The sequence below is a fragment of the Mesorhizobium sp. CC13 genome (assembly GCF_039907765.1).
Taxonomy (GTDB): domain Bacteria; phylum Pseudomonadota; class Alphaproteobacteria; order Rhizobiales; family Rhizobiaceae; genus Aminobacter.
Map to the genome: position 1 here is coordinate 53,612 of NZ_JARDJI010000018.1, position 13,370 is coordinate 66,981.

General features: G+C 66.1%; 14 protein-coding genes. 5 read left to right on the top strand and 9 right to left on the bottom strand.

Going from position 1 to position 13,370, the window contains the following annotated elements; genetic code table 11:
• Positions 1 to 66 precede the first annotated feature (66 nt).
• Positions 67 to 849 (top strand): DeoR/GlpR family DNA-binding transcription regulator, encoded by a 783-nt coding sequence (locus PV773_RS20205; protein ID WP_347968081.1) that lies wholly within the window; start codon positions 67 to 69, stop codon positions 847 to 849.
• Between the two features lie 52 nt (positions 850 to 901).
• Here PV773_RS20205 and PV773_RS20210 read toward each other — a convergent pair whose 3' ends face one another.
• On the bottom strand, positions 902 to 1,561 hold the full coding sequence (locus tag PV773_RS20210) for a dihydrofolate reductase family protein (protein ID WP_347968082.1): 660 nt from the start codon (positions 1,559 to 1,561) through the stop codon (positions 902 to 904).
• A gap of 230 nt (positions 1,562 to 1,791) precedes the next feature.
• Here PV773_RS20210 and PV773_RS20215 point away from each other — a divergent pair, with 230 nt between their 5' ends.
• Positions 1,792 to 4,242, top strand: a complete 2,451-nt coding sequence (locus PV773_RS20215) for an FAD-dependent oxidoreductase (RefSeq protein WP_347968083.1) — start codon at positions 1,792 to 1,794, stop codon at positions 4,240 to 4,242.
• 122 nt (positions 4,243 to 4,364) lie between these two features.
• Here PV773_RS20215 and PV773_RS20220 read toward each other — a convergent pair whose 3' ends face one another.
• The 7 genes from PV773_RS20220 to gstA all read right to left on the bottom strand — a co-directional run bounded on the left by PV773_RS20220 (position 4,365) and on the right by gstA (position 9,185).
• Entirely contained in the window at positions 4,365 to 4,997 is a 633-nt protein-coding gene (locus PV773_RS20220; protein WP_347968084.1) for a dienelactone hydrolase family protein, read from the bottom strand.
• 32 nt (positions 4,998 to 5,029) lie between these two features.
• The gene (locus tag PV773_RS20225; protein WP_347968135.1) at positions 5,030 to 5,986 is read right to left on the bottom strand and encodes a glutathione S-transferase family protein; all 957 of its coding nucleotides are present in this window, start codon (positions 5,984 to 5,986) and stop codon (positions 5,030 to 5,032) included.
• A gap of 69 nt (positions 5,987 to 6,055) precedes the next feature.
• Positions 6,056 to 6,451, bottom strand: coding sequence for a DoxX family protein (locus PV773_RS20230; RefSeq protein WP_347968085.1), 396 nt, complete (start codon positions 6,449 to 6,451; stop codon positions 6,056 to 6,058).
• Between the two features lie 33 nt (positions 6,452 to 6,484).
• Positions 6,485 to 7,117, bottom strand: a complete 633-nt coding sequence (locus tag PV773_RS20235; RefSeq protein WP_347968086.1) for an NADPH-dependent F420 reductase — start codon at positions 7,115 to 7,117, stop codon at positions 6,485 to 6,487.
• Positions 7,118 to 7,234: 117 nt separating this feature from the next.
• Positions 7,235 to 8,146, bottom strand: a complete 912-nt coding sequence (locus PV773_RS20240; RefSeq protein WP_347968087.1) for a LysR substrate-binding domain-containing protein — start codon at positions 8,144 to 8,146, stop codon at positions 7,235 to 7,237.
• A 79-nt stretch (positions 8,147 to 8,225) separates the two neighbouring features.
• Positions 8,226 to 8,531 carry a multidrug efflux SMR transporter gene (locus PV773_RS20245; protein ID WP_347968136.1) on the bottom strand — a complete coding sequence of 102 codons (306 nt, stop codon included), beginning with the start codon at positions 8,529 to 8,531 and terminating at the stop codon, positions 8,226 to 8,228.
• A gap of 27 nt (positions 8,532 to 8,558) precedes the next feature.
• Complete coding sequence (gene gstA / locus PV773_RS20250) at positions 8,559 to 9,185, bottom strand: glutathione transferase GstA (protein ID WP_347968088.1); 627 nt, start codon at positions 9,183 to 9,185, stop codon at positions 8,559 to 8,561.
• A 139-nt stretch (positions 9,186 to 9,324) separates the two neighbouring features.
• Here gstA and PV773_RS20255 point away from each other — a divergent pair, with 139 nt between their 5' ends.
• Positions 9,325 to 10,233: a LysR family transcriptional regulator gene (locus tag PV773_RS20255; RefSeq protein WP_347968089.1), complete on the top strand. Its 909-nt coding sequence runs from the start codon at positions 9,325 to 9,327 to the stop codon at positions 10,231 to 10,233.
• A gap of 9 nt (positions 10,234 to 10,242) precedes the next feature.
• On the opposite strand, the gene PV773_RS20260 is transcribed toward PV773_RS20255, so the two are convergent.
• A complete protein-coding gene (locus PV773_RS20260; protein ID WP_347968090.1) occupies positions 10,243 to 11,865 on the bottom strand; it encodes an ABC-F family ATP-binding cassette domain-containing protein in 1,623 nt (540 codons plus the stop codon).
• Between the two features lie 191 nt (positions 11,866 to 12,056).
• On the opposite strand from PV773_RS20260, the gene PV773_RS20265 reads away from it, so the two are divergent.
• Both PV773_RS20265 and PV773_RS20270 read left to right on the top strand, forming a co-directional pair.
• Positions 12,057 to 12,440 carry a YciI family protein gene (locus PV773_RS20265; protein ID WP_347968091.1) on the top strand — a complete coding sequence of 128 codons (384 nt, stop codon included), beginning with the start codon at positions 12,057 to 12,059 and terminating at the stop codon, positions 12,438 to 12,440.
• A 101-nt stretch (positions 12,441 to 12,541) separates the two neighbouring features.
• A complete protein-coding gene (locus tag PV773_RS20270) occupies positions 12,542 to 13,333 on the top strand; it encodes a hypothetical protein (RefSeq protein ID WP_347968092.1) in 792 nt (263 codons plus the stop codon).
• The last annotated feature ends 37 nt before the right edge of the window (positions 13,334 to 13,370 follow it).

Genomic DNA, 13,370 nt, shown 5'->3' on the forward strand with positions numbered 1-13,370 from the left:
GGTGACCCATGCCACATATTGCAACATCCGCTTGCCAATCCGACGGCATTGCCGCCACATTGGCGCATGTCCGACTCGCAGAACCACAAGGCGCTCGCGCCGCGCCGCCACGACGAGATCCTGAGGCGACTGGCCGCCGACGGCTCGGTCGGCATCACCGAGCTCGCCGCCTTCTTCGACGTCTCGCGCGAGACCATCAGACGCGACATGAAGTTCCTGGCCGAGCGCGGCCAGCTCGATCTTGTCCATGGCGGGGCGACGCTGTTCGAGGCGACCGAGCCGGCGCTGACGCTGCGCAGCCAGGAGAATGCCGGCGGCAAGGCCGCCATAGGCCGGGCCGCTGCCGCGCTCGTCGAGGACGGCATGGTGGTGTTCCTCGATTCCGGCACCACCACGCTAGCGGTCGCCCATGCGCTCGCCGGCAAGCAGAACCTGACCGTCTGCACCACCAGCCTGACGATCGCCCTGCACATGTGCCGCCAGCCGCATGTGCGCGTCCACATGCTGGGCGGCGAGATCGACCCATCGGAGGAGGCCGCGGTCGGCATCGACGCGCTCGACGCCATCGACCGCTTCCGCATCGACGTTGCCTTCCTCGGTGGCGGCGCGCTGTCGCCCGACGGCGAGGTTACCGACTTCACCCGCAACGGCGCCGAGCAGCGCTCGCGCATGGCCGCCACCGCCGCCCGCGCCTATTTCGTGCTCGACAGTTCCAAGTTCGGCCGGCTGACCCCGCTGCGCATCCCGCGCTTCGAACTCGCCGCCGGCGTCATCGTCGACGCCCCTCCCCCGCCAGCCATGGTCGAAGCCCTGGAACGCAAGGGACCCAAGGTGATTGTCGGGGAGTGACGCGGAATCGGCGAGGCGGCAAAGCTGCCGCCCGAACCGTTTTGCCCGGGTATCAGGTCAGCTTCCGCCGCCGTTCCAGCTCCGCGTCCGTCGGCGTCTCGAATTCGAACGAGCCGGTGACGATGTTGCCGTCGCGGACGTATTTGTTGACCGTCACACCTGTTCTGGAAACCTTGGACGACACCAGCTTCAGCGCCGACGGCAGGGCAGCTTCGCCGAACAGGCGCTTGCCCTTGCCCAACACCAGCGGGAAGATGAAGATGTTGAGTTCGTCGACCAGGTCGCTGGCGAGGAGGGTCTTGAGGAAATCGGTCGAACCCTGGGTCAGAAGGTCGGGTCCATCCTCTGATTTCAGCTTGCGCACGGCGGAAACGGCGTCCGGGCCGAGCGAATGGCTGTTCTGCCAGCCGAGCTTCAGATCGGGATTGCGGGTCGCGACATATTTGTTGATCCTGTCGAACAGCGGGCCGATGGGATCGTCGGCGTCGACATAGGGCCAGTGCGCGGCAAAGATATCCCAGGTCTTGCGCCCGAGCAGCAGGTCGAAGGGCTTGGCGAACATCTCGCCTACCGCCTCTTCCAGTGTCTTGTCGAAATAGGGGGCGACCCAGCCGCCATATTTGAAGCCGCCGATCGGGTCCTCGTCCGGTCCGCCCGGCGCCTGCATGACGCCGTCGAGGCTCATGAATGCACCCACCACGATCTTTCTCATGTCGTTCTCCTTCATCGTCGCCGCCATGATCACATAAGCAAGACGTTCGGCGTGAGCCTGTTCCGACAGCAGGCGAAAAATTCCGTCGGCTACCTGCCATGGCGCGGAGGGTTCGCACTGCCTCGCCGTCAGCCTGGATTTCGACATGTGATTATTTGTTGCATTTGATGTTGCATTTTGTTGCGATGGCGATATGGTTATGACCATCACCTTTGGGAGGTCTCATCACCATGGCGCAGGAATTCCCGACGCAGGCTCGCGTCGTCATCGTCGGCGGCGGCATCATCGGCTGCTCGGTCGCCTATCACCTGACAAAGCTCGGCTGGACCGATGTCGTGCTGCTCGAGCAGGGCCAGCTCAGCGGCGGCACCACCTGGCATGCCGCCGGCCTCGTCGGGCAGCTGCGCAGCCACGCCAACATGACGAGCCTGATCAAATATTCGACCCAGCTCTACAGCGAACTCGAGGTCGAGACGGGCCTCGCCACCGGCTGGAAGAACTGCGGCTCGCTGTCGGTCGCCCGCAGCGCCGACCGCATGACGGTGCTGAAGCGCACCGCGGCGTCCGCCCGCGCCCAGGGCGTCGACATCGAGGTGATCTCGGCCAGGGAAGCGCAGGAGAAGTGGCCGGTCATGGCGATCGACGATCTCGTCGGCGCGGTCTGGCTGCCGGGCGACGGCAAGGCCAACCCGACCGACCTCACCCAATCGCTGGCCAAGGGCGCGCGCAATCGCGGTGCACGGGTCATCGAGCGCGTCCGCGTCACCGGCATCAAGACCAAGGACGGCCGGACGACGGGCGTTTCCACCGACAAGGGCGAAATCGCCGCCGAGATCGTGGTCAACTGTGCCGGACAGTGGGCGCGCAAGGTCGGCGCGATGTGCGGGGTGACGGTGCCGCTGCATTCGGCCGAGCACATGTACATCGTCACCGGCAAGATCGAGGGCGTGCACCCCGACCTGCCGGTGCTGCGCGATCCCGACGGCTACATCTACTTCAAGGAAGAGGTCGGCGGCCTGGTCATGGGCGGCTTCGAGCCCGAGGCCAAGCCGTGGGGCATGAACGGCATCCCCGACGATTTCGAATTCGCGCTCCTGCCCGACGACTGGGATCAGTTCGAGATCCTGATGCAGAACGCGTTGGTGCGCGTGCCGCAGTTGGAGACCTCCGAGGTCAAGAAATTCTACAACGGCCCCGAAAGCTTTACCGCCGACAACAACTTCATCCTCGGCGAGGCGCCGGAACTCAAGAACTTCTACGTCGGCGCCGGCTTCAACTCGATGGGCATCGCCAGCGCCGGCGGCGCCGGCCGGGCACTGGCCGAGTGGATCGTCAACGGTGCTGCGACCATGGACCTGTGGCCGGTCGACATCAGGCGTTTTGCCGGCTTCAACAACAATCCGCGCTGGCTGCACGACCGCGTTAAGGAAACGCTCGGCCTGCACTACGCCATGCCGTGGCCGAACCGCGAGCTCGACACCGCCCGCCCCTTCCGCCGCTCGGCGCTCTATGACCGGCTGGCCGCCAAGGGCGCCTGCTTCGGCTCCAAGATGGGCTGGGAGCGCGCCAACTGGTTTGCGGCGCCGGGCGAGAAGCCGGAGACCGAATATTCCTTCGGCCGCCAGAACTGGCATGGCGCGGTGCAGCGCGAGATGAAGGCAACCCGCGAGGCCGCCGGCATCTTCGACCAGACCTCGTTCGCCAAGATCATGGTGCAGGGCCGCGACGCGGCCTCCGTGCTCAATCGCATCTGCGCCGCCGACATCGACGTCGAGGTCGGCCGCTCCATCTATACCGGCCTGCTCAACGAGCGTGGCGGCTACGAGAGCGATCTGACCGTGATGCGCCTCGGCCGCGACAAATTCCTGATCGTCACCGGTTCGGCCCAGGCCGTGCACGACGCCGACTGGATTTCGAAAAACATCCCTGACGACTCGCATGTCACGCTGACCGACGTCACCTCGTCCTACTCGGTGCTGGCGCTGATGGGGCCGCGCTCGCGCGACATCCTGGCCAAGCTCACCTCGGCCGACCTGTCCAACGCCGGCTTCCCCTTCGCCACCATCCGCGAAATCGACATCGGTTATGCCACCGCCTACGCCAACCGCATGACCTATGTCGGCGAGCTCGGCTGGGAGTTGATCGTGCCGACCGAGTTTGCCGCTAGCGTCTATGAGGCTCTGCACGAGGCGGGTCGCGAGCACGGGCTGACCGATTGCGGCTACTACGCGCTCGAGGCGCTGCGCATCGAAAAGGGTTTTAGGGCCTGGAGCCGGGAACTCACCCCCGACATCAACCCTTATGAAGCCGGCCTCGCCTTCGCGGTATCCATGGACAAGCCTGGCGGCTTTATCGGCAAGGAGGCGCTGGCCGCCGCCAAGGCCACGGGCAAGCTCACCCGCCGCATCGTGCAGTTCACGCTCGACGACGCGGCCCCTATGCTCTGGGGCGGCGAGCTGATCCTGCGGAATGGCAAGCCCGTCGGCGAGGTGCGCTCGGCATCCTACGGCCATACGCTCGGCCGCTCGGTGGCGCTCGGCCTGCTGCACAACGAGGCAGGCGTCGACAAGGACTTCATCGAAAGCGGCCGCTTCGAGATCGACCTTGCCGGCGAATGCCACACGGCGACCGCGCACCTAAAGGCGCCCTACGATCCCAAGTCGGAGCGCGTGAAGGCCTGAAACGGCCAATCGGAACCCTCCCCCGAGCTGCCCCTCCCTCGCAGGAGGGGGGCGTTTTTAGATGCGGGAGTCGGCGACCGTGCCGCGGATAGGGCCAGGCATGGCGCCGGCTGCGTTGCAGGTCAGGCCGGTGACGAAGGCGCGGCCAGTACCTTGGCTATGAAGTCGGCGCCGAGCTCCGCGCCTTGCGCCGTGATGGTGTGCCCGACGCCCGGCAGAATGACGCCTTGTGCTTCGAGCCCATGTTCGCGCAACGTTGCCGCAGCTTCGGTCGAGCTTGCCGCGGGGATCACCGCATCGGCCGCGCCATGCACCAGGAGCGCGCGCGTCGAGCCGGTTGGTGCCAACGGACGCGGCGACGCGAGCTTGCCTGAATAGGCTACGAGCGCGGCAACCGGCCAACGCCCCGAAGCCACTGCATCGAGTGCCATGATGGAGCCTTGCGAGAAGCCGACGAGGGCGACGCGATCGAGCCGTTGCGACAGTCCGTGCTGGTCGATGATGTTGGCGAGGACATCGTCGAAGGCCGGCCTTGCGGCAGCGATGCGCTGCGGTCGGTTGGCCTCCGTCACGCCGGCGACGCTGAACCATTGCCGGCCCTGGCCGCCGCCGTCGAAGGCGGACGGGCCGTCCGGCGCCGCAAAGTCCGCGAGCAGGACGTGCTGCCAGCTCTGGGCAAGGGGCATGAGGTCGGCGCCGCGGCTGCCGACGCCGTGCAGGAAGATGACGAGACTGTTGGCGGGCGACGAGGTCATGGGAGGTTTCCTGCTGCTTTCGGCTTCGTAGGTCAAAGGCTCAGATCGGCCAGGTCGGGCCCGTCCGGAACGATGCCGTTCGGGTTGAGCGACTTGATGGAATAGTAGCCTGTCTTGATGTGGCCGATATTGACCGTGGAGCGGACGCCGGAAATGGCGAGCACGCGCTTGGTGTAGGCCGTCAGGTTTCGATATTCGGAGAGGCGGCGAAGGTTGCACTTGAACAGGCCGTGATAGGCGGCGTCGAAGCGGACCAGCGTTACGAAGAGGCGGATGTCGGCCTCCGTGAATCGTGCGCCGAACAGGAAGGGGCCGTTGGCCAGCCGCGCCTCCAGCTCGTCCAGCATGGCAAACACGCCGCGATAGCCCTCCTGATAGGCCAGTTGCGTGGTGGCGAAGCCTGCCCGGTAAACGCCGTTGTTGAGGGCCGGATAGATGCGCTCGTTAAGCGCGTCGATGTCGTCGCGCAAGGGGGCGGGGTAGAGGTCGACACTCTCGTCGGCCAGCGCTCCGAACCCGGAATTGAACATGCGGACGATGTCTGCGGACTCGTTGTTGACGATCGTCCCCAGCCTCTTGTCCCACAGGACGGGCACTGTCGCACGGCCGGTGAAATCGTCGTCGGCCAGGCTGTAGAGTTCGTGCAGGTAGGTGGCGCCGTTGAGGTCATCTCGGTCGGCCCCGGGATGGTCGCCGAAACGCCAGCCCTGGTCGGTCAATGCCGGCTCCACCACGGACACCGAAACGATGCCTTCGAGTTTCTTGAGCTTGCGGGCGATCAGTGTGCGCGAAGCCCATGGGCAGATCAATGCGACGTAGAGGTGGTAACGTCCCGGCTCGGCGGCAAAGCCGGCCGCGCCGGTCTGGCCGGCGCTTCCGTCGGGTGTGATCCAGTTGCGGAAGCTCGAAGCTTGGCGGACGAAACCGCCCTTGGCGTCCTTTGCCTGGACCGGTTGCCAGTCTTCGGTCCACTTGCCGTTCACGAGCATCATGCGTCTCCGTTCGCGAATTGGTCGGCCGGCGGCACCTGACTGCAGGGGCCGCCGCCCAGGGTTAGATCAGGTGCGCGCCTTCTGCAGCGCGTAGGCGCCGTTGCCGAGCAGCGCCAGCGAAGCGAGCGCGACGGCCCAGAACGCCGGGAATTCCCAGCCGCCATTGGGATTGCTGAAGAAGAAGCCGGCCGCGCCGTGCGGGGCATAGATCGATCCGAGCAGGATCGGGATCAGCGCGACCGAGACCCAGCGGGTCCAGACGCCGGCGATGAGGGCAAGGCCGCCGAGCAGCTCGGCCGCAATGACCAGATAGGCAAGCGGGCCGGGAAAGCCGATGCTTTCGAAGAAGCCGGCGGTGCCCGCCGGGGTGAAGACGAAGATCTTCAGGCCGGCATGGGCCAGGAACAGGATGCCCATGCTGACGCGCAGCAGGAGGGCGGCAAGGTTGGCGTTATTGGTCATGGTTCGTGTCCTCTATGTTGGTTGATTGAGATGTCAGGCCGCGGTCTGCCAGGCAGGCGCGATATCGGTGCCGAGGCCGCGCATGTAGCCGAGCACGATGTTGAGGCCTGCGACCGGCTCGATGTAACGGGCGACGCCGAGGCCGCCGACCTGAAGGGGGATGAAACCGGACTTGGCGACCAGTGCCTCGACCGCCTCGGTCGCGTCCTTGTCGTCGCCGGCGATGAACACCGTGGCGGGCCTGCCGCCGATGTTGCCGCCCGACTGGAGCACCGAGGCGAATATCGTGTTGAACGCCTTCACCACCTTGGCCCTGGGGGCGAGCTTCTGGATCTCCTCGCCGGCGCTGGTGGAATGGCCGATGGTCAGGCCGGCATAGTCGGCGGTCAGGGGATTGGTGATGTCGATGACGATCTTGCCGTCGAGGCCGCCGGCCGCGGCAATCGTTTCGCCGGCCGCGTCGAACGGAATGGCGAGGACGACGATGTCGGCGCTGCCGACCGCGGAGGGGATGTCGGTGCCCGTCACGTTGACGCCAGCCGAACGGGCGGTTTCTTCAGCCTTGGAAGCGTCGCGCGAACCAAGCGCGACCGAGTAGCCCGCCTTGGAAAATACGCCGGCGAGGCCCTTGGCCATGTTGCCGGTTCCGATGATCGCAATGGTCATGATCCTGTCTCCTGGTGCAACGCGCTGGTCAGCGCCGATGGCAAGGAGATAGAGGATTTCCTGCGCGGACATTATCCGCGCAATGAGCATTTCATTGCTTCCAAAATGGAAAGAAAGCTACCAGCCCTGGTCCCACTCGGGGACGCCGCGGAACTGCTCCACCAGGAAGTCGACGAAGACCCTGACCTTAATGGCGAGATGGCGTCCGGGCGGGTAAAGCGCGTAGATGGTGAGCGGCGATGGCTCGAAGCTGGCGAGCAGCGGCACCAGCAGCCGGTCGCGCAGGCGTGGACCGGCCATGAAACTGGGGGCCCTGGCTATGCCGAGCCCGGCCTCGGCCGCCGAAAGCGCCACATCGGCGTTGGAAAAGTGCAGCCTGCCGGACACCCCTACCGAGGTATCGCTGCCGTCCGGGTTGCGAAAGGCCCAGCTGCCCGGCTCGCGGAAATTGGTGTCGATGATGCACTCGTGCGGCGCGAGTCCTTCGGGGTCGGCCGGCGCTCCGTGCTGCGCCAGATAGTCTTGCGATGCGCACAACACGATGCGCGCCTCGCAGAGGCGGCGGGCGACCAGGCTGGTATCGGCGGGGTTGCCGATGCGGATGGCGACGTCGAACCCCTCGTCCACCACGTTGACCACCCGGTCGGAAAAGCTGACGTCGAGTTCGATCTGCGGAAACTGCCGGGCGAATGCGACGAAGAGCGGCGCCAACTGGCGCGCGCCGAAGGACACAGGCGCGGTGACCCTGAGGCGGCCACGCGGCGTGCCGGAAACGTTGCGGACCGCATCGTCCAGGGTATCGAACTCGGAGAGCAGAACCCGCACGCGCTCGAAATATGCCTGCCCGGCCTCTGTCGCCGCGAGCGCCCTGGTGGTGCGGTTGAGCAGGCGGACGCCGAGATCGGCTTCGAGCCGGGACACCAGCTTTGAGGCCTGTCCGGCGCTGGTGCGCAGCCGTGAGGCGGCCCGGGCAAAACTGCCCGTCTCCATAACCGCCACAAACATCCTGTCGCATTCGAGCCTGTCCATGCGCAACTTTCTAGCGGCAGACGGCTCGCTATCCAAGCTGGCAGACAGACTGCCCCTCCCTTTCGGGAGGGGACTGTTTCTAGCCCGGCGCGAGCTTGAGCATGGCGATGCCGGCGAGCACGGCGGCGATGCCGCCGAGCCGCAGCGGCGTCAGTTGCTCGCCGAACAGCACCGCGCCCATGATGACGGTGCCGGCGGCGCCTATGCCGGTCCAGACTGCATAGGCGGTACCGACTGGCAGCGCCTCAAGCACCTTGCCGAGCAGGTAGACGAAGGCCGCCAGCAGCAGCACCGAGATGACCGACCAGCCGGGCCGGGTGTAGCCTTCGGCATATTTCATCGACACCGCCCAGCCGACGTCGAGAACCCCGGCGATCACGAGCAGGCTCCAGGCAAGGCCCCTGGCTCATGGTCAGGCCGCTAGCTTCATGCCTTCAGCCTGCATCGCCGCGCGCACCTTGGGCCGCGCACCGACGCGTTCCATGTAGGCGCGAAGGCGCGGGAAGGCGGAGAGATCGACCTTGGCGTAGCCGGACCAGCCGACGATGGTGAAGAGATAGGCGTCGGCGACGGTGAAGGTCGCGCCCATCAGCCAGGGGCCGCTGCCCTCCAGATGCCTTTCGACATGGTCGAGACGCTCGGCGATCTTACCGCGCGCCACCTCCTGCGCCTGGGTGCCGTATTCGGGATGGAACAGCCACGGGCTGTACATCTTGTGCAGTTCGGTGGCGACGAAGTTGAGCCAGGACTGCAGCTGGTAGCGTTCGCGCGTGTCGGCCGCAGGTGCCAGTTTCGCCTCCGGCTTGAGGTCGGCGAGATACTGCACGATCGCAGCCCCTTCGGTCAGCAGCGTGCCATCGTCGAGTTCGAGCACCGGCACGTAGCCGTTCGGATTGACCTTGGTGAAGTCGCGGCCAGCGCCGGTGACATGCGGCTGCTTGAAGATGTCGACGCGCTCGATGTCGAGCGCAATGCCGGCCTCGAGCGCCACGATATGGGGCGAGAGCGAGCAGGTGCCGGTGGCGTAGTAGAGTTTCATGATCTGTCCTTTCGGGTTGATGACCGTGTGGTCGTTGTGTCCGAGGACAAAGCTAGATGTTGCGCGATCGCAATGCTCGTTGGGTGTTTGCCAGTGACGCTTGCATGGCTGCAAGCCTCCGTCATGCTACAAGGCACGCATGGAAGACTGGAACGAACTCAGGCTGGTGCTCGCCGTGGCCCGCGCCGGCAGCCTGACAGCGGCGGCCGGCCTGCTCGGCATCGACCATTCGACGGTGTTTCGCCGGCTCAATGCGTTCGAGCAACGGCTGGCGGTGCGCCTGTTCGAGCGCCTGCCCGGCGGCGTCTACCAGCTGACCTCTCCCGGCGAGCGCATGGCGGCGGCGGCCGAGCGCATGGAGGACGAGGCGCTGGCGCTGGCCCGCGACATCGCCGGCGCCGACGGCCGGCTCTCGGGGCGGCTGCGCGTCACCTCTTCGGAAACGCTCGCCTATTCCAGGCTGACGAAACATCTGGCCGAGTTCCGCACCGTCCATCCCGGCATCGTCGTCGAACTCGCCATCGAGAACCGGGTTTTGTCGCTGTCGCGCCGTGAGGCGGACGTCGCGCTGCGGCCGATTCGGCCGAAGGAAGGCGATCTCTGGGGGCGCAAGCTGGCCGGCGTCGCCTGGACGTTCTTCGCGGCAAAGGCCTATCTCGATGCGCATGGCGGCCCGATCCCGGCAGCCAGTGCGCTGGGCGCACGTTCGCTGGTCGGCTGGGAAGAAACCGCAGGCGGCATCATGGCCGCCGACTGGCTGGAGCGGAACGTCTCGCCCGAGAACTTCGTCTACCGCACCAACAGCCTGGTCAACCAGTCGGTGGCGGCGTGCGCCGGCATCGGGCTGGCGCTCCTGCCCTGCTATCTCGGCGACAACGAGCCGGGCCTCGTGCGTGCGTTGTCCGAGCCCATCGCGGAACTGGCCGGCGAGCTGTGGATCGTCACCCACCAGGACCTGAAAGGCACGGCCCGGGTCCGCGCGTTCTTCGACGTCGTCGGCGAAGGGCTGGCGCGCGAGCGCGACCTGTTCGAAGGCCGCGCCGGCTAGTTCACCCGATCAGTGCCGCAGGCCCGGCGCTTCCTGGCCGGTGCGCTCGACATATTCGACATAGCCGCCGCCATAGGTGTGGATGCCATCGGGCGTCAGTTCCAGCACGCGGTTGGAGAGGGCCGCGAGGAAATGGCGGTCGTGCGAGACGAACAGCATGGTGCCCTCGTATTGGGAGAGCGCCTCGATCAGCATTTCCTTGGTGGCGATGTCCAGGTGGTTGGTCGGCTCGTCGAGCACCAAAAGGTTCGGCGGATCGAACAGCATGATCGCCATCACCAGGCGAGCCTTCTCGCCGCCCGAGAGCACGCGGCACTTCTTCTCGATTTCGTCGCCGGAGAAGCCGAAGCAGCCGGCCAGCGCGCGCAGCGGCGCCTGTCCTGCCTGCGGGAAGGAATGCTCCAGCTGCTCGAACACGGTGAGGTCGCCGTCGAGCAGGTCCATGGCGTGCTGGGCGAAATAGCCCATCTTGACGCTCGGCCCGCGCGCCACCGTGCCCTGGTCGGGCTCGGAAGCACCGGCGACCAGCTTGAGCAGCGTCGACTTGCCGGCGCCGTTGACGCCCATGATGCACCAGCGCTCGCGGCGGCGGACCTGGAAGTCGAGGCCCTCGTAGATGGTCTTGCTGCCGTAGCTCTTGTGCACGTTCTTGATCGTGACCACGTCCTCGCCAGAGCGCGGCGCCTGCTGGAACTCGAAGGCCACCGTCTGGCGACGCTTGGGCGGCTCGACGCGATCGATCTTGTCGAGCTTCTTGACCCGGCTCTGCACCTGGGCGGCATGCGAGGCGCGCGCCTTGAAGCGCTCGATGAACTTGATCTCCTTGGCCAGCATCGCCTGCTGGCGCTCGAACTGCGCCTGCTGCTGCTTGTCGGCCAGCTGGCGCTGCTGCTCGTAGAACTCGTAATCGCCGGAATAGGTGGTCAGCGAGCCGCCGTCGATCTCGATGATCTTGTTGACGATGCGGTTCATGAAGGCGCGGTCGTGCGAGGTCATGAGCAGCGCGCCGTCATAGCCCTTGAGGAAGTCCTCGAGCCAGATCAGGCTTTCGATGTCGAGATGGTTCGATGGTTCGTCGAGCAGCATCACGTCGGGACGCATCAAAAGGATGCGGGCGAGCGCCACGCGCATCTTCCAGCCGCCGGACAGCTTGCCGACGTCGCCATCCATCATTTCCTGGGTGAAGCTCAGGCCGTCGAGCACCTCGCGGGCGCGGCCGTCGAGCGAATAGCCGTCGAGCTCCTCGTAGCGCGCCTGCACCTCGCCATAGCGTTCGATGATGGCGTCCATCTCGTCGGCACGATCGGGGTCGACCATCGCCGCTTCCAGTTCGCGCAGCTCGGCGGCGACCTCGCTGACCGGGCCGGCCCCTTCCATCACCTCGGCGACGGCGCTGCGGCCGGACATCTCGCCGACATCCTGGTTGAAATAGCCGATGGTGATGCCGCGCTCGCTCGACACCTGGCCCTCGTCGGGCAGTTCCGCACCGGTGATCATGCGGAACAGCGTCGTCTTGCCGGCGCCGTTGGGGCCGACGAGGCCGATCTTCTCCTGCTTCTGCAGGGTGGCCGAAGCCTCGACGAAGAGCAGCCGGTGGCTGTTCTGCTTGCTGATGTTCTCGATACGGATCATGGAAACCAGGGTCAGGAAGGGGAGGAGTTGCGGCGGCTTATGGCACGCGCGCGCGCCGAGTGCGAGTGCTCTCTTGCGGGCATGGCAGCGCATGGGCAAGCGAGCCCCGTGGACCGGCTTGCCCGCCGGCAGCCGAAGCCAATAGTCTGCCCCGGCGAAAACCGAGATGCACACGCAAGGGAGAGGCAGCAATGTTGTACGCAATCCTGGCTTATCACGCCGAGGGCGTGGTCGAATCCTGGACCGAGGAGGAGGATGCGGCCCTGATGAAGGACCTGCTCGAGGTCAACGACCGCCTCGTCCGCGAGAAGCATCTTGGTCCGGCGGCCCGCCTCGGACCGACTGACAGCGCGGTCACCCTGAGGGGAAAAGGGCTCGGTCTCGTCACCGACGGTCCCTTTGCCGAGACCAAGGAGCAGTTGCTCGGCTTCTACGTCGTGGACTACCCGACGATGGACGCGGCCGTCGCCGCGGCGCGCGAACTGCGCTCCGCCAACCCGACAGCCGTGTACGAGATCCGGCCGATCCTGCTCTATGTCCCGGGCGCCCCTGTGGCAGGCCGGGAGGAGCGATAGGGGCATATCTGCCGGAGGCGTTGGGCAGCTGGCGAGGCATTGTGCCGTCCGATTGCCTGCGCTAGCCTCGGCCGACAGTCGATCCCACGCCGTCCATCGCCATGGAAATTCTCTACGCGTTCGGGTTCCTACTCCTTTTCAGCGCGGCCGCCATCGGCGGGGTGGCGCTGCGAGCCCGCCTTCATGAGGACCACCTGTCGCAGGCCAACATGGATGCCTTGCGGCTGGTGACGGGGCTGCTCGTCACCTTTGCGGCGCTGGTCCTGAGCCTGCAGCTGTCCACGGCGAAGCAGGCCTTCGACGCGGCCAACAAGGACCGTTCCCTCTATGCGGCGCGGCTGGCCCGCCTCGACCAGTGCCTGCGCAACCTCGGCAGCGAGACGGAGCCGGCAAGGCGCATCCTTCGCCAATACACCGCAGCCGTCATAGCCAGCACCTGGACGACGGAGAAAGCGCCCGTCGTCGAAGGCATGCCGGATGTCCGCAGCATGGCGGCAAGCGGTGAAGATCCGGGCCTGAATGCCCTCATGAACGAGGTCGGATTGATCGTCGACGCCCTGGCGCCTGCCGATGCGGTTCGCGCCAACAGGGCCGCCAGATGCCGCGCCGACTACACGATGGTTCAGGAAAGCCGCTGGGCGGTCATCGAAGACGCGACCGGCGTTGCCCGAGGCTCGTTCGTCGGCATCGTCAGCTTCTGGCTGGCGTTGGTGTTCCTGAGCTTCGGGCTTCAGATCCCGCGCCGTGTGCTGGGCGCTGTCGTGCTCTCCATCGGCGTGGTGGTGGTCACCAGCGTCATGTTCGTCATCATCGACCTGCACATTCCCTCCGGGGGAATGTTCGGGATCACCAGTTCGGCGATGCGCGGGGCATTGGCCGACATGGCGCGCTAGGTCGGTCCGTCAAACCGGGCAACATCCATCGCGTGAC